The 14386-nt window shown below is 64.3% G+C and carries 16 protein-coding genes, 4 tRNA genes and 1 pseudogene; 1 reads left to right on the top strand and 20 read right to left on the bottom strand.

Annotated features, from left to right (window positions below):
* The first annotated feature begins 29 nt into the window (after positions 1–29).
* Positions 30–821 (top strand): SDR family oxidoreductase, encoded by a 792-nt coding sequence (locus HMPREF0298_RS01985; RefSeq protein ID WP_006839414.1) that lies wholly within the window; start codon positions 30–32, stop codon positions 819–821.
* An 84-nt stretch (positions 822–905) separates the two neighbouring features.
* Here the strand turns inward: HMPREF0298_RS01985 and rplL are convergent, their stop codons facing one another.
* From rplL to HMPREF0298_RS01900, 20 genes and pseudogenes are all read right to left on the bottom strand, one after another.
* Positions 906–1295 carry a 50S ribosomal protein L7/L12 gene (gene rplL / locus HMPREF0298_RS01980; RefSeq protein ID WP_006839413.1) on the bottom strand — a complete coding sequence of 130 codons (390 nt, stop codon included), beginning with the start codon at positions 1293–1295 and terminating at the stop codon, positions 906–908.
* Between the two features lie 70 nt (positions 1296–1365).
* On the bottom strand, positions 1366–1887 hold the full coding sequence (gene rplJ, locus HMPREF0298_RS01975) for a 50S ribosomal protein L10 (protein WP_006839412.1): 522 nt from the start codon (positions 1885–1887) through the stop codon (positions 1366–1368).
* A gap of 233 nt (positions 1888–2120) precedes the next feature.
* Positions 2121–4115 (bottom strand): choice-of-anchor M domain-containing protein, encoded by a 1995-nt coding sequence (locus tag HMPREF0298_RS11515; protein WP_006839411.1) that lies wholly within the window; start codon positions 4113–4115, stop codon positions 2121–2123.
* 75 nt (positions 4116–4190) lie between these two features.
* On the bottom strand, positions 4191–4490 hold the full coding sequence (locus tag HMPREF0298_RS11510) for a hypothetical protein (protein WP_006839410.1): 300 nt from the start codon (positions 4488–4490) through the stop codon (positions 4191–4193).
* A complete protein-coding gene (locus HMPREF0298_RS01965) occupies positions 4487–5380 on the bottom strand; it encodes an anchored repeat-type ABC transporter permease subunit (RefSeq protein ID WP_006839409.1) in 894 nt (297 codons plus the stop codon). Before HMPREF0298_RS01965 ends, HMPREF0298_RS11510 begins: the two co-directional genes overlap by 4 nt.
* Complete coding sequence (locus HMPREF0298_RS01960) at positions 5373–6143, bottom strand: anchored repeat-type ABC transporter ATP-binding subunit (protein ID WP_006839408.1); 771 nt, start codon at positions 6141–6143, stop codon at positions 5373–5375. The genes HMPREF0298_RS01965 and HMPREF0298_RS01960 overlap by 8 nt, the downstream gene beginning before the upstream one ends.
* The gene (locus HMPREF0298_RS01955) at positions 6140–6625 is read right to left on the bottom strand and encodes a choice-of-anchor M domain-containing protein (protein ID WP_006839407.1); all 486 of its coding nucleotides are present in this window, start codon (positions 6623–6625) and stop codon (positions 6140–6142) included. Before HMPREF0298_RS01955 ends, HMPREF0298_RS01960 begins: the two co-directional genes overlap by 4 nt.
* 29 nt (positions 6626–6654) lie before the next feature.
* Positions 6655–6756 (bottom strand): annotated as a pseudogene (locus HMPREF0298_RS12865) (choice-of-anchor M domain-containing protein); the annotation flags it as partial.
* A gap of 36 nt (positions 6757–6792) precedes the next feature.
* Complete coding sequence (locus tag HMPREF0298_RS12655; RefSeq protein WP_006839406.1) at positions 6793–7035, bottom strand: hypothetical protein; 243 nt, start codon at positions 7033–7035, stop codon at positions 6793–6795.
* Positions 7026–8537 carry an anchored repeat ABC transporter, substrate-binding protein gene (locus tag HMPREF0298_RS01950; protein ID WP_006839405.1) on the bottom strand — a complete coding sequence of 504 codons (1512 nt, stop codon included), beginning with the start codon at positions 8535–8537 and terminating at the stop codon, positions 7026–7028. Before HMPREF0298_RS01950 ends, HMPREF0298_RS12655 begins: the two co-directional genes overlap by 10 nt.
* A gap of 77 nt (positions 8538–8614) precedes the next feature.
* On the bottom strand, positions 8615–9352 hold the full coding sequence (locus HMPREF0298_RS01945; RefSeq protein ID WP_006839404.1) for a TIGR03773 family transporter-associated surface protein: 738 nt from the start codon (positions 9350–9352) through the stop codon (positions 8615–8617).
* 307 nt (positions 9353–9659) lie between these two features.
* Positions 9660–10370, bottom strand: coding sequence for a 50S ribosomal protein L1 (gene rplA / locus HMPREF0298_RS01940; RefSeq protein ID WP_006839403.1), 711 nt, complete (start codon positions 10368–10370; stop codon positions 9660–9662).
* An 83-nt stretch (positions 10371–10453) separates the two neighbouring features.
* Complete coding sequence (gene rplK / locus HMPREF0298_RS01935; protein WP_006839402.1) at positions 10454–10882, bottom strand: 50S ribosomal protein L11; 429 nt, start codon at positions 10880–10882, stop codon at positions 10454–10456.
* A gap of 172 nt (positions 10883–11054) precedes the next feature.
* Positions 11055–11990 (bottom strand): transcription termination/antitermination protein NusG, encoded by a 936-nt coding sequence (gene nusG, locus HMPREF0298_RS01930; protein ID WP_006839401.1) that lies wholly within the window; start codon positions 11988–11990, stop codon positions 11055–11057.
* Positions 11991–12133: 143 nt separating this feature from the next.
* Positions 12134–12442, bottom strand: coding sequence for a preprotein translocase subunit SecE (secE, locus tag HMPREF0298_RS01925; RefSeq protein WP_006839400.1), 309 nt, complete (start codon positions 12440–12442; stop codon positions 12134–12136).
* 24 nt (positions 12443–12466) lie between these two features.
* A tRNA-Trp gene (locus tag HMPREF0298_RS01920) sits at positions 12467–12542 on the bottom strand.
* Positions 12543–12605: 63 nt separating this feature from the next.
* A tRNA-Met gene (locus tag HMPREF0298_RS01915) sits at positions 12606–12677 on the bottom strand.
* A gap of 36 nt (positions 12678–12713) precedes the next feature.
* Positions 12714–12786: transfer RNA gene (locus HMPREF0298_RS01910), tRNA-Thr, on the bottom strand.
* A gap of 199 nt (positions 12787–12985) precedes the next feature.
* Positions 12986–13067, bottom strand: a tRNA-Tyr gene (locus HMPREF0298_RS01905).
* 77 nt (positions 13068–13144) lie between these two features.
* Positions 13145–14161, bottom strand: a complete 1017-nt coding sequence (locus HMPREF0298_RS01900; protein WP_006839399.1) for a polyprenyl synthetase family protein — start codon at positions 14159–14161, stop codon at positions 13145–13147.
* Between the last annotated feature and the right edge of the window lie 225 nt (positions 14162–14386).

Below are 14386 nucleotides of genomic sequence, written 5' to 3'. Positions count from 1 at the left end.
ACGACGCTTTGGAGATCTATACTATTCGCATGGCAAAATTACTTGACCAAAAGAAATCTATCTTCATCAGCGGCGCCGCCTCCGGAATTGGCATGGAGACGGCGAAAAAGATGCTCGACCGGGGGTGGATCGTGGGCAGCTACGACATCGTCCCAACTGAATGGCACCACGATCTCGACCTCGATGAGGACCAGCTGATCACCGGGCATCTCGATGTGCGCAACTTCGAGGACTGGGAAAACGCGCTCAAAGATTTCACCTCGCACACCGGCGGCAAGCTCAACGCCTTCTTCAACAACGCCGGCGTGATTGTTGACGGCCGGATTGAGGACCAAGACCCCGACCGCATCCAGTGGCTCGTGGACATTAACTGCGTCGGCGTCAGCTACGGCGCAAAGGCTTGCCACCCCTACCTGAAGAAAACGAAGGATTCCGTCATGGTCTCCATGGGCTCCGCCTCCGCCATCTTTGGCCAGCCCGAAATCTCGACCTATTCCGCATCCAAGTTCTACGTCAAAGGCCTGACGGAGGCGTTGAGCCTCGAGTGGGCGAAAGACAAGATCCGCGTGCACGATCTTGCTCCCCTGTGGGCGAAGACGAAGGTCTCCGAAGTCAACGCCCGTTCCATCCGGACCCTCGGAGTCCACCTGGAACCCTCCGACGTGGCCGAAGTCGCCCAGAAAGTGTTCGCCGACCCGAACTTCTACGACAAGCTCCGGGTCCACCACGGCGTGAGCACCACCGACAAGGTTCTCAAGAGCCTGGCCGACTTCTCCCCCGACATCCTGCGCCGGACGATTACGAAGATTTTGACCGGGTAGTCGCCGCGGGCGTCGACAAGCAAAAAGCTCCCCGAACCGGGAAAACCCGGCGGGGAGCTTCACACTGCGTGGAGTACGGCGAGATTACTTGAGGGTAACCTTCGCGCCAGCCTCCTCGAGCTTGGCCTTTGCAGCCTCGGCGTCGTCCTTGCTTGCGCCCTCGAGAATGGCCTTCGGAGCACCCTCGACCATCTCCTTGGCGTCCTTCAGACCCAGGCCGGAGACGATCTCGCGGACAGCCTTGATCACGCCGATCTTCTTGTCGCCAGCGTCCTCGAGAACGACGTCGAACTCGTCCTTCTCCTCCTCAGCGGCAGCCTCGCCACCGGCGGGAGCGCCTGCAGCGGCAACTGCGACCGGAGCAGCAGCGGTGACGTCGAAGACCTCCTCGAACTCCTTCAGGAACTCGGAGAGCTCGATGAGGGTCATTTCCTTGAACTGCTCAATGAGCTCGTCCTTAGACAGCTTAGCCATTGTGGCTTCCTTTCTTTTGTGGGCCGACCCAGCCGGCCCGGGGATGTGCTATGTAGATGTTCGGTGCGCGTTACGCGGCTTCGCCCTGCTTGTCCTGCAGTGCAGCGACAAGGCGGGCGGTCTTGGATGCCGGAGCCTGGAACAGGCCGGCAGCCTTGGCCAAGGAACCCTGGAAAGCGCCTGCGATCTTGGCGAGGGTGGTCTCGCGGTTGTCCATCTCAGCGATGGCATCAACCTGAGCGGCAGACAGGACGTTGCCGTCCATGTAACCGCCCTTGATCACGAACGCGTCGTGAGCCTTGTTGAACTTCTTCATGACCTTGGCGGCGTCAACTGCCTCGCCCTTAATGAAGGCGACGGCGGTCGGGCCGGTCAGAAGCTCATCGAGACCCTCCATGCCATTCTCGCTTGCGGCGATCTTGACGAGGGTGTTCTTGGCGACGTGGTACTCGACATCAAAACCGAGCTCACCGCGCAGCTCCTGGAGCTGACCCACGGTAAGGCCGCGGTACTCGGTGAGAACGATGGAGCTCGCCTCCTGGAACTTGTCCTTGAGGACAGCCAGCTCTGCAGTATTCTTCGGGTTTGCCATGACACACGCCTCCTTCCAATAATTAACGTCCTACAATCCGCCCGGGACGCGCCCGCCTGCGACAGCGAAAGCGCCCCGTGCAGAAGCACGAGGCGCCACAAGGTAGGCCACGTTTCTCCTGCGTGGGCCGTTCCCTGGAGGGGAAACCTTCGACTCTCAGCGAGAGTGACCGACGGTCTTCGGTGAAACTTGAGCTCGGGGGTGTTCCCCCGTTCAAACTTCAGTTGGTGAGCCTAGCTTACCGGCTGGCCGCCCACCAAATCGCCGCCGCGGGAACGGACTTCCCTCAGCACACGCCACGCCGCGGCGAACAGCACCGCACCACCAACCAATGCCATCGCGCCAATACCGAAGGCGAGACCCGCCCAGAACCCGCCGGCCGTCACACCCTTGGACGCCATGTCGTAGGCTCCGGGCTCTGCGCCGCCGATTGAGGAAATGACCCCTGAGCCGGAGCCGGTTGACGGGGCATCCGCGATCACAGTGGAGTCCTCGCCCTCAGCGCCCTCAGCACTTTCAACGCCCCCTGTACTTTCAGTGCCGGCTGGTGCAGCAGAGGCAGCCCCGGAGTTATTTCCCGCCGGAGCAGGCGCGGCCGCCCCGCCTCCGGAACTTGCTGTGCCTTTAGAGCCGGAACCATCCGACGGATTACCTCCGCCCTGGCTGGCACTGGCCCGGCCTTGGGTATTGCTGGCTGGCGCAGGGGCCGCCTGCGCGAGTGCGACCGCTTGCGGCTGAGCAACTAACTCACCCGGAGCCGACGTCTGGCTTTGGTCGGTGGCGGTGTTATTTCCTGCTGCGCCCTGCTGCTTACTGAACTTCGCCACGACTGGCCCCACCTCCTTCCCGAGGTTCTGCAGCGCCTTGTCAATTTCGCGGAACCCCTGGGCGAGGGCCTGCGGGAGAGAAGTAGCCGATGCGCTTTCCGACGCCCCTCCCGGCACGTCAACGACATCCGTGCACTCGTCCTTGGTGGGAAGCGTGGTGTAATCGGCTTCCCTAAACGCACGCGCGTCCGCGATCGCCTGCTGCCCCACTGCGAAGCTTGCACGCAACTGTTCGGAAAACGGCGTCCCGTTCCCGGCGACACCGGTGTAGACGAATGTGGCCGTGTAGAGCCCGGGAGCGGTAAACCCGAACGCCTGGTGGTTATGCACGTTCTGACCGTAGGAAATCCCGCTGGACGGATCGCGGGAATCGAGCTCCTTGGCCAGGCCTGTGAGATCCTCGTGCCAGGTGAGGATGTGTCCCGGGCCTTCCACGTCCTTCATCGTTACCTCGACCTTCGATCCTTCCTGAAGACTGCTGTTGGACAAACCGATCGTGGAGAAGCCAAGCCACGGCAACTTCTGGTCCTGTGCCTGTGGGAGCAGCCATATCCGGTCGAACTCCCCGAGGAAAGAGTCCTTCTGTGACGCCGGCACATCTATCAGAGCTTCGTCACTGACCTCGAAGAGGAAGGTGCCGCTTTCGCGGGCGGCGGGATTCTGGGTGTCGCTGTCGTCGTGAAGCTGGGCGGTGACCACGCCATTGTTGTCTACCAGCGCGAGGTCCATGTGCCCCGCCTTGATAAAGGCGTTCGGCTTCGTGGCCAGCGCCTCGATCGCGTCGCAGCGCCCGGTGCCGGTCGTCGGCTGGGTCGGCTGCGTCGGCTGGGTCGGCTGGGTAGTTGGGGCCGGTTTTGTCGTGGGCGTGCTCGGCTCAGGTGCGGGCGGTGCGGGGTCGTCGACGCGCCGGGTTACCGGGTTCAGCTCGGTCGTCGTGCCTTCCGGGAGGCCGACATCCGGGTCGTCGCCGACCAGCCAGTACTGGGTTACCGGTACCGACTTCTCCACTCGGCCGTCCTCGTGCTCCGCGCGTCCTTGCCAGGTAACTGCGTAGATACCGGGCTTCGTGAAGGTCCAGTTGAAGTGACCGTGCGCACCCACCTTGTAGTCGACGGTGTGCAGCGCGGGGTCGGCGCTGGAGAAGAAGCGTTGTGGAGGGCGAACCGCGTTCTTGCAAAAGATCTGCATATCCCCGGGGCCCTTAAAATCGATCATGTCGAAGTGCATCGTGTCATCCACAAACGTGGTGGGGATTGCATCCGTGGACGACTCGTGCGCCGGATCGAACGCGCCCAGACCGGACCAGAGGGGGCGCCACTGCTGGGCCCAGTTCACCGTCTGCGGTGCAACCCAGATAGTGTCGCCCGGGGTGCCCAAGAACGACAGCTCCTCCGGGATCACGATGCGCGAAAGTTCGTTGCCTTTGGCGTCGGCGTCGCGGGCGAGGCGGAAGCAGACGTCATCCTGCTCGACGACCTACTGGCCGTCGACAGCCATGACCGCCAGAATCCGGCCACCGTAGCGGGTGTCGTAGAGAGCGTCGTTGTGGGACTGGTAGACCAGTTTGCGACCGGCGCACGGGTGCGTCACCCTCTCGCCGTCCACCGTCGTGTACGTCGTGTCTGCCGGCAAGTTCACGCCGTGGCCGACGTTTCCCGGCTTGTGCCCGCTCTCCGTCAGTGCCGGCGCGGTTGTCTCCTGCGCCTGGGCTACCGCCGGCGCGCTGCCCAGGAGGAATGCGGCGGCGACTGCTGCGCCGAGAATGTTGAGTTTCATGAGACGTTCTCCTTGATGGGTTGCGCGCGCCGCACGCTGAGGTTTTCGGCGACCACGCCCTGGCGCGGCACGAACAGCCAGCTGAGCGCGAAAATGGAGGTGACGGCCAGCACGATGGTCGCGCCGGTGGGTGAGTTGTAGGACCACGACAGCCACACCCCGACGACGCTGCCGACAGCGCCTATCGACGCCGAGAGCAGCATCATCGTGGAAAGGTTGTCGGTGTACAGGCGCGCCGCCGCGGCCGGGGTGACCAGTAGCGCGAGCACGAGAATGTTGCCGATCGTCTGCACGGAGATGACCACCGCAGCCGTGACACACAGGTACAAGGCCAGGTCGAGGGCGGCCACGGGCAGGTTCATGGCGCGCGCGGTTTCCCGGTCAAGGGCCACCGCGGCCAGCCACGGCTTCAGCAGCACCATGGCGGCGACGATCACCACGCCCGCGACGGCGCTGACCCAGATGGCGGACGCGCTCACACCCGTCAGTGAGCCGAAGAGGAACGAGCTTAACGACGCGGTGTAGCCGTCCACCCGCGAAATCACCACCAGGCCGAGCGCGAATGCTGCCGCGAAGACGATGCCGATGACGGTGTCCTCCTTCACACGGCGGCGCTGCGACAGCACAGCGATGGCGACCGCTACGATCACCCCCGCCACCGCCCCGCCGAGCAGGACCGAGGCCTGCAGAGCGAACGCCACGGCGATACCGGGAAACACTGCATGGGCGACGGCGTCGCCTATGAACGCCATACCGCGCAGCACCACGTAGCAGCCCACGACAGCGCACACGATTGCGGAAATGACCGCGACGAGTAGCGCGCGCGGGAGGAACGCGAGCTGGGGATTGGCGACATCGGCAAGGAATTGCATAAAGCTGATCTCAGGCATGGGCGGCCTCCGAGACATGCCTGCGCAGCGAGCGCAGCCAGGGGGATTGCGGGCCCACCCCGAACGTCGCCATCCACGGATCCGCGTCCCCCAGCTCCGCGGGCGTCCCGTCGGCGACGATGCCGCCCCGGAACAGAATCAAGCGGTCGCAGGAGTCGACGGCCTCGACGATGTTGTGGGTGGACATGACAATGGAAATGCCCTGCCCGACGAGGTCGCGGAACAGCGCGAGCAGCTGCTCCGTGGAGGGGATATCCAGGCCTGTGAAGGGTTCGTCGAGAAGCAGCACCCGGGGACGCCGCACCAGCGCGCGGGCGACAAGCACCCGCTGCCGCTGGCCGCCGGAAAGCTCGCCGATGGGGCGGAGGGCCAGATCATCGAGGTTGACGGCGGCGAGCGCCTCGTCGACGGCCGCGACGTGCTCAGCACCCGGGCCGCGCCACCACGGCCGCTGCCCGAGGGTGCCGTTGAGCACCGCGGAGCGCACGTCGACCGGGAAATCCCACGCCACGTCGTGACGCTGCGGCACGTAACCGACCATGTCGCGCACGGCGGATCCCTCGCGGCCGCTCACCGTGACAGTTCCGCCGCGGACGGCGACCAGCCCGAGGATGGCGCGTATCAAGGTGGTTTTACCCGCCCCGTTGGGCCCGATGAGACCGATGAACTCACCTTCCGAGAGCTCGAGGCTGACCCGCTCGAAAACAGGGCGTTCGTAGTAGGCGGCGCTGAGGTCGGTGACCCGGAGAAGTGGGGTACTCATGACACCCCGCCCTTTTTCGCGCGCGCGGCCCGCACGGCAGCGAACGCGATCAGCGCGAGTACGATGCCTCCCGCGGCGACCGCGATCGCGACGGTCAGAGTGGGTACGGTCGCGGATGACGGTGCGCCGGGTCCGGCGAAGGTGGCGTCGAACGCTTCGGCGGGATCTGTTCCGTCGCCGACGGCGATGCGCACCACCTGCTCGTCGGTGTGGACTTCGCCGGCGTTGTCCTTAACTACCGCCCGGACCCCGACGAGGTGCACCCCCGGATCCGTGAACACCCAGTTGGCGTGCGTGTGAGTGTTTGGTTCGACCCACATCGGCTGCGCGCCGTCGAGACGCGAGTTCCACAGCTGCTGGGGCTGGTGGAAGCCGCCGGGCTGGATGAACAGGCTGAAGTCGCCGGCGCCCTGATGCCCGCCGAGTTCGAGGCTGACTCCAGCCCCGGCGTGCTCGAGAAGGGCGGGGCCTGCGTGTTCCATCCAAGCCACGGCACCCCGGCGACCTCCGTCTGCGGGATCACCCAGACCTCTTCACCCGGCTTCGCGCCCGTGAAGTCGAAGTCACCGCCCTCCGGGATGGTCTGCTGTGCCTCGTCGCCGACCTCGAGCACGACGTCCTCAAGCTGGCGCCACACCGGGGGCACACTTCAATCGTCGCGCATGAGGAAGACGAGCGTGCCGTCCACGAACGTCGCACCCAAGTCGGCGTGGCCCGCCGAGATAACGGTCCGCTCCCCCGCCGGCGCGATGCGCTCCTCGGCGGACACCTGCTGCTGCAGGGCCGGGTCCTTGTCCGCCACCTGCGCTGACGCGGTGGCGGTGGTACCGACGGGGCCGGCGGAAAGTGCGCAGAACAGCGCCGCGGCGCACGCCGCGAGTTTCACATCCATGGAGTTGTCCTTTCGTGTGGATCCTTCGGATCTTTCGGGTCTTTCAGGCATTCGCCCACCTGCTCGGCGTTGGCGCGAATCATGTCCACGTACGTCGTCGCGGGGCCGGTGCCCGGGGGGTCGAGGGAATCGCCCCGGATCGTGCACACCCGCACTCCCAGATGCGCCGCTGTCTCCGTCAGTTCGTTGGAGCGGCCCACCAGCTCGGGTTCCAAAAACACCGCAGGCACGTCGAGGTTCTGTAGCGTGCGCGTCAGCGCCATCAGGTCGCGGGGGCTGGCCTGCACGCTCGGGTTGGGGGTGACAGATCCTGCGATGGTCATGCCGTAAGCCCTGCCGAGGTAGGAGTACCCGTGGTGGGTGGTCACCAGGTTGCGGTTGGCCGGTGGCACGCTGTCCACCGCGGCGCGCATCTGCTCATCCGCCGCATTCAATTTCGACTGGTACGCCGACGCGTTGGCTGCGTAGACGTCCGCGTGCGCGGGATCAGCCGAGCTCAGCGTGTCGCGCACGACGTTGACCACCGCCTTCATCGAGGCCACGTCGTGCCAGATGTGCGGGTCCAATTCTCCGTGGACGTGCCGGCCCAGGACGGCTTGGGGAAGAAGGTACGTCTCGTCGCCGGGATTGCCCAGGAAGCGGAACGCCCGCTCCGGGGGGATCGGCTGGAGGGTCGTGTTCGGCACCACGATGACCGCGTCGTTCAGGTCCGTGTCTGGCGGAGTATCTCCCCGCAGCACGATTTTCCCGGCCGGGGGCTCGACCACTGTGGCGATGTCGACGTGCCCGTGTTCGATGACGGTTGCACCGGGCGCCGCTTGTGCGGGGTCGACGCCAACGACGACCGTGACCGTCTCCTGCGCAACGTCGCGCACTTCCTTCGATGCGACGGAGTCGCGCACCTGGGAGCTGAACGTGAGTGTGTACACTCCCGGCGCCGAAAAAGCCCAGCTGACGTGCGTGTGGGCGTCGACAGGCAGCGTCGTGGAATCACCGGTGTCGATACCGTCGCGGGTGTTGAACAGCACCTCGGGGGTGCCGAATATTCCCAGCACGAACGCCGACGCCTCGCCCGGCCCCTCAGCTGCTGTGAGCGTGAAGTCCGCGACCGCCGTCAGAGGCAGGTCGCCCTTTGTGACTACTTTCAGGCCGAGCCAGACGGTGTCCAGGCTCGCGTCCTCCACGAGCGGGATCGGGCTGAATCCGTAGCGCTGTGCGTCCTCGGCGACCGCGACGACGGGCACTCCGGGGCGAACGGTCGCGTTGACCGTCCGGGTCAGCGACTGGGGCTCGAGGAGTAGCCCGTTGGTAAATACGGCGTCAGCGTACGCGATGTCGCGCGTGGCGTGCAGGCTCGGTTCGTACGTGTGCGGGTCAACGCCGGACGGCATGAGCCCCGTGATGTCGGCGGCCTCACCTGCGACGCTGCGCACCACGTCCGCCAGAATGGATGTCGAGGCCACGACTTGCAGTTTTTCGCTGCTTGCCGACGCCCCCGTCAACGCATTCGGAGCACCCACGGACGCAAGTCCGACACTCAACGCCACGGCGCACGCCGCGGCAGCTGCCACTCGTTTACTCACTGCCGCCCGCCTGCGGTGCCGAACAAACGGTTGCGCAGCCGGGCGTCGAGCGCAATCATGCCCGCACCGAACACGATAATGCCGAGGCCCAGGACGGCGAAGGGAAGCGTCATCACCGTCGTGCCCGTTTCGGCGAGGGTTCCGTCGCGGCCCGCGTGTCCCGCCGAGCCGGCACCGCCCGCGGCACCTATGCAGCTGCCCTGCGGGTCAAAAGTGGAGCCGAGGTCGAAGTGGCCGTCGTCGGCGTTGCCCGCCCCGCCGATGTTAAAGGTCAGCTGCGCAGAGCCCGAGAGCTTTTCGCCGCTTTTCGACGTCGCTGTCTGACGCACCGTGACCTTGTACGTACCCGGTGCGCTGAACACCCAGGAGGGGTGGACATGCGAGTTCGCGGGGATGGTGTGCGTGCCTTGGCCTTGTCCGTTGCTTGCGCGGAACCACTCCTCCCCGACGATCTGGCCGAGCGAGCCCTGGGTGAACACAATCATTTCACCTGGGCCCTCGAATCCGGTCAGCGACCATGTCACCGACGTGTTCCCGCCGAGGGACTCGTGCTGCGTGTTGGCGCCGATCCACGGCACACCCGCCTGCTGGGTGGCGCCCACCATCCACGCGGTCCCAGCCGGAACAGGCCCGACTGCCTGGGGCAGGTTCGCTTTGGCAGCGTCGCCCAGGCCGAAGACGATCGATGCGGGATCCTTCCACTGGGCCGGGACCGTGCGGTCATCCTTGATCATCGGTTGCAGGGGCTGGCTGCACGTCGATGCTGCCGATACTGTGACGCTATCGGCATTGGCTTGCGGTAATGCAGGAGCTCCTGCAGCAGCAATCCCAGCGCATGCAAGCGCGAGAAATGCCCGCGTGTAGAGTAAGCGGGCGCGTTCATGGGTCATGGAGGGTTCCCTTCTTGTCAGAAAACAAGTGGGATATTACTGATAACGGTTTTCATTTAAGAACCGAATTGCCAATTACCCTCGAATGGGATTACCTCCACCCCGGGCCTGAAAAAGGCCCCGCCGAAGCGGGGCCTTTGCGTGAGAACTCTTACGCCTTGGAGGCGTAGTTCTTCTGCACGGAGGGATCGACCGGAACGCCCGGGCCCTGGGTGGCGGAGACGGTGATCTTCTTCAGGTAGATGCCCTTGGAGGATGCCGGCTTCAGACGAATCACCTCATCGAGCAGAGCGCCGTAGTTCTCGGCGAGCTGCTCCGGCGTGAAGGAAGCCTTTCCGATCAGCGCGTGGAGGTTCGAAGCCTTGTCCACGCGGAAGGCGATCTTGCCGCCCTTGACGTCGGCGATGGCCTTGGCCACATCCGGGGTGACGGTGCCCGTCTTCGGGTTCGGCATGAGACCACGCGGGCCGAGCACGCGGGCCACGCGGCCGACCTTGGCCATCTGGTCCGGCGTCGCGATAGCAACGTCGAAGTCGAGCTGGCCGGCGTTGATCTGCTCGATCAAGGTGTCGGTACCGACGATGTCTGCGCCGGCCTCCTCGGCCTTGGTGGCGTTCTCGCCCTCGGCGAAAACGGCGACGCGCACGGTCTTGCCCGTGCCGTTAGGCAGGGAGACGGTACCGCGCACGAGCTGGTCAGCCTTGCGCGGATCCACGGACAGGCGCATTGCCACATCAATGGTGGCGTCGTACTTGTCGGAGGAGGTCTCCTTCGCCAGTGCGACTGCGTCGAGCGGGTGGTACAGGCTGTCGCGGTCGACCTTGGCGAACTGCTCGTTGTAGCGCTTGGATTTCTTGGCCATGTTGGATTCCTTTTCCTTCTAGTTAAAGGGGGGAGTTGTGGTGCGGGCCTGGCCGGCCCTGCCACGAGAGAGAAGAGTTTTTTCTACTTCTCCACGGTGATGCCCATGGAACGGGCGGTGCCTGCGATGATGGCCGCGCCGGCCTCAATGTCGCGGGCGTTCAGGTCAGCCTTCTTGGTCTCGGCGATCTCCTTGCACTGCTCCCAGGTCACGGAACCGACCTTCTGGGTGTGCGGGACGCCGGAGCCCTTCTGCAGACCCGCAGCCTTGAGCAGCAGCTTCGCTGCCGGCGGGGACTTCAGGATGAAGGTGAACGAGCGGTCTTCGTAGACGGTGATCTCCACCGGGATGATGTCGCCGCGCATCGACTCGGTGGCGGCGTTGTAGGCCTTGGTGAACTCGACGATGTTGACGCCGTGCGCACCCAGTGCCGGGCCGACCGGCGGGGCCGGGTTGGCCATGCCCGCCTGGATCTGCAGCTTGATCAGGCCTGTGACCTTCTTCTTTGCCATCGGATTACCTCAATTCCTTGGTACCGGGCCGCGCCACGATGAATAACGGGCCCTGCCGGATGCCCCCTTAGCGTTGGGAGCCACCGGGGATAACGAACAAAAACGTCGCGCATGCTAAGCACGCGCGACGTTTGACTTTACGCTGTTGGGCAGCTCAGACGCAAAACGCGGATTACATGATCCGCTCGATCTGATCCGCAGTGAGCTCGACCGGAGTTTCGCGGCCGAAGATCGACACCAGCGCCTGGATCTTGCCGGACTCCGGATCGATCTCCGAGATCGTCGCGGACACGGTAGCCAGGGCACCGGTGAGGATGGTCACAGCCTCACCGACCTCGTAATCGTGCGCCAGCTTCGGCGCGACCTCCTGCTCCGGCATCGCGATGACGGTTTCGCCCTCGGCGTTGACGGCGGACTTCTGGCTGGCGTCGCCGACCACGGTCGGCTCCTTCGGCATAAGGAACTTGGCCACGTCGCGGTGCTTGACCGGGGTGGCATTACCCTCATTGCCCACGAACGACGTCACGCCGGGGGTTTCGCGCACCACGGACCACGCAGCGTCGTTCATGTCCATGCGCACAAGCACGTAGCCGGGCAACAACTTGCGGTTAACAATCTTGCGCTTGCCGTCCTTGAGCTCGATAGCCTGCTCGATGGGCACGACGACATCGTAAATCGACTCCTCGACCTCGAGGGTCTGGATACGCATGTCGAGGTTGGTTTTCACCTTGTTCTCGTAACCCGAGTACGACTGGATGATGTACCACTGACCGGGAAGCTTTTTCAGTTCCTTGGTGTATTCACGCAGGCGGCGACGGTACTCGGAGTCGCCGGAGTCCTCCCCGTCCTCTGTCAGGAGTTCAGGTTCGCCCTCCGGGTTCACCGGGCCGCCTTCGGAGATCATCTTCGTCTCCGCAATCAGCTCGCGGTCGACCGCCTCGTCGCCGGGTCTGTCGGACTCCTCGTCGGAGTCGGACGCGGTCTCACCTGCCTCACCAGTCTCCTGGTTTTCCTTCGCCTCAGGATCGGTCTCCGGGGTCACGGGGGCACCCTCGTCGATCATCTCCTGCTCGTTGTTCTCAATCTTGCCGGTGGTGTCTTCAGCCATGGCTAGTTCTCCTCTATCACTCGTTTGTGCGCCCCAGACTACCAACGGGACGGGCCGGTTGGCAGGCGTGCGAGCCAACAAATTATCCCGCCGCCCTCGATGATTTTTCGAGGCGGCGGGACGTGTACAAGAAGGAAGTATAACTAACGCACGAGGACTTGTTCAATCCCCCAGCGTGCGACCCAGTCCACGCTCCACACAATGGCGGTGAGGACGATCAGGAAGGCGAACACGATCAGGGTGTAGTTGACCATCTGGCGCCCGGTGGGCCAGATCACCTTGCGTATCTCGGAGACAACTTCACCGGGGAAAGCGCCGACGCCGGCACCGGGGCTGTCCGTGGGCTCGGCCTTTGCCGGCGTGGTTTCCCTGCTGGGGGCTGCAGGTGCAACTCCGCGCAGCTGACGCTTACTGGTCGGCTGGGCCGGGTTCTGACCTTGCGGGTTCGTCACTACAGCTCCTATTGCTTCACACTGTGGCAGGGGCGACAGGACTCGAACCTGCAACCTACGGTTTTGGAGACCGTTGCGCTACCAATTGCGCCACGCCCCTTGGGCACTGACTTAACAGTACGCCTACCCTATCACGGAGGTTTCACCCCAGTGTCAAGGGAAGTAGCGATGGAGAGAATTGAACTCTCGACACAGCGATTATGAGTCGCTTGCTCTACCACTGAGCTACACCGCCATGTGTCCGCCGAGCTTTGAGCCCGACAAACAACAGAGCCCCCTAGCAGAATCGAACTGCTGACCTTCTCCTTACCATGGAGACGCTCTGCCGACTGAGCTAAGGGGGCGCAGCCTCTCAAGTTGTGGGCGTTTTTCATCCCGCTGCCCTTGAAGCCTTGAAAAGATTAACCCGACATAGCGCGACAGCACAAATCGGCAGGTCAGTACACATTTCCGGCCCGAAAAGGCACTCTCACCGACACGCCAAAACGACGAAACCCGCCCGACCTCCACGACGGAGGTGGGCGGGTTACGTTCACTTCGTTGTGCCAGGTAGAAGATTCGAACTTCTGTAGGCAATGCCGACGGATTTACAGTCCGCTCCCTTTGGCCGCTCGGGCAACCTGGCGCGCACTCAACGAGTGCGTGAACAACAATACAGCAACGCCCGCGGCAGTCAACAAATCGCGAGCATAACCGCCATTTTTACCCGACGCGCTCGACGGTGCTCTGCGACAGGTCGCGCAGCGCCCGGTTCGCGGCGATGTCGGGAAGTTCAGCGAGTTGCTCGTCGACGATGCTGAGGTAGTGGCGCACGGTGTCGAGCGTTTTCTGCCGCGCCTGGGTCTGCCCGATGAGTTCGATGGCGTAGGCGACGTCCTCGTCGCGCTCGAGCGGCCCCGTGAGCATGCCGCGCAGCCGCTCGCCGGCGGGGGAAGGATCCTCCAGGGCGTAGAGCACCGGGAGGGTGAACACGCCCTCGCGCAGGTCGGTGCCCGGTGTCTTGCCGGATTGCTCCGAGTCGGAGAAGATGTCGATGATGTCGTCGACGATTTGGAAAATCATGCCGATGGCCTCGCCGATCGTCTCGCAACGTGTGACTACGTCGGCGCTCGCCCCCGCGTGGAGCGATCCGAGGTGGGCGGCGGAGGCGATGAGCACGGCGGTCTTCTCGCGGATCACCGTCAGGTAGTGCTGGACCGGGTCCCCTCCGCGCGCTCCGACGGATTCGCGCATCTGCCCGGTGACGAGCTGGCCGAAGGTGTCCGCGAAGTGCCTGACGGTTTCGGTGTCGATCTCGCTCATCATCAACGAGGCGTGGGAAAAGAGGATGTCTCCGGCGAGGATGGCCACCGTGTTGTTCCAGCGCGCGTTGGCGGATTCCACGCCGCGGCGCATGTCGGCTTCGTCCATCACGTCGTCGTGGTACAGCGTGGCGAGGTGGACCAGCTCAGTGATCACCGCACCCTTGACGGCGTTGTCACTGCCTGGGTGGGGCCCAAACTCGCTGCACAGCAACGCGACGAGGGGCCGAAAGCGCTTGCCCCCGGCAAGCGCTAAGTGGGTTACCTTATCCACGATGAAATCTTCGCCGGTTGACAGGCGCTCCATCAGCAGCTTTTCGGACTTTTCAAGCCCCTCGGCCACTCGAGCCGTTAGTTCTGCGTCCCCGAGGTCCATGGAAAAGTCGTGGCGGGGTGCCGGTTGGATCCCGTGGGTCATCGGTGTCGTCCTTGGTGCTAAGAGGTCCGTGAGTTGTGCGTTTCCTACGGTAGCCCACGGCGGGGTGTATGCGCAGTAGCGGGTCGCGTGTTCTCGCCCGGCGCTTCTGCCACAATGGATCATCGTGACTATCAGAGCCAATGAGTTCGAGTGCGTTGTCGTCGGCGCCGGTCCGGCGGGGTCGGCGGCCGCGGTCGCCGCACAGCGGGCGGGGTTTCGCACGGC

Origin of the sequence: Corynebacterium lipophiloflavum DSM 44291 (assembly GCF_000159635.1) — a bacterium.
In the GTDB taxonomy this organism is placed as follows: domain Bacteria; phylum Actinomycetota; class Actinomycetes; order Mycobacteriales; family Mycobacteriaceae; genus Corynebacterium; species Corynebacterium lipophiloflavum.
This window is presented reverse-complemented; position numbering and strand designations above follow the sequence as displayed.

Coding starts and splice junctions, on each gene's coding strand:
- HMPREF0298_RS12655 (WP_006839406.1), bottom strand. CDS start 7,035: ATGGATGTGAAACTCGCGGCGTGCGCCGCGGCGCTGTTCTGCGCACTT.
- HMPREF0298_RS11510 (WP_006839410.1), bottom strand. CDS start 4,490: ATGAAACTCAACATTCTCGGCGCAGCAGTCGCCGCCGCATTCCTCCTG.
- rplL (WP_006839413.1), bottom strand. CDS start 1,295: ATGGCTAAGCTGTCTAAGGACGAGCTCATTGAGCAGTTCAAGGAAATG.
- HMPREF0298_RS01965 (WP_006839409.1), bottom strand. CDS start 5,380: ATGCCTGAGATCAGCTTTATGCAATTCCTTGCCGATGTCGCCAATCCC.
- rplK (WP_006839402.1), bottom strand. CDS start 10,882: ATGGCAAAGAAGAAGGTCACAGGCCTGATCAAGCTGCAGATCCAGGCG.
- HMPREF0298_RS01900 (WP_006839399.1), bottom strand. CDS start 14,161: ATGACCCACGGGATCCAACCGGCACCCCGCCACGACTTTTCCATGGAC.
- rplJ (WP_006839412.1), bottom strand. CDS start 1,887: ATGGCAAACCCGAAGAATACTGCAGAGCTGGCTGTCCTCAAGGACAAG.
- HMPREF0298_RS01945 (WP_006839404.1), bottom strand. CDS start 9,352: ATGATCAAGGATGACCGCACGGTCCCGGCCCAGTGGAAGGATCCCGCA.
- nusG (WP_006839401.1), bottom strand. CDS start 11,990: ATGGCTGAAGACACCACCGGCAAGATTGAGAACAACGAGCAGGAGATG.
- rplA (WP_006839403.1), bottom strand. CDS start 10,370: ATGGCCAAGAAATCCAAGCGCTACAACGAGCAGTTCGCCAAGGTCGAC.
- HMPREF0298_RS01985 (WP_006839414.1), top strand. CDS start 30: ATGGCAAAATTACTTGACCAAAAGAAATCTATCTTCATCAGCGGCGCC.
- HMPREF0298_RS01955 (WP_006839407.1), bottom strand. CDS start 6,625: ATGGAACACGCAGGCCCCGCCCTTCTCGAGCACGCCGGGGCTGGAGTC.
- HMPREF0298_RS01960 (WP_006839408.1), bottom strand. CDS start 6,143: ATGAGTACCCCACTTCTCCGGGTCACCGACCTCAGCGCCGCCTACTAC.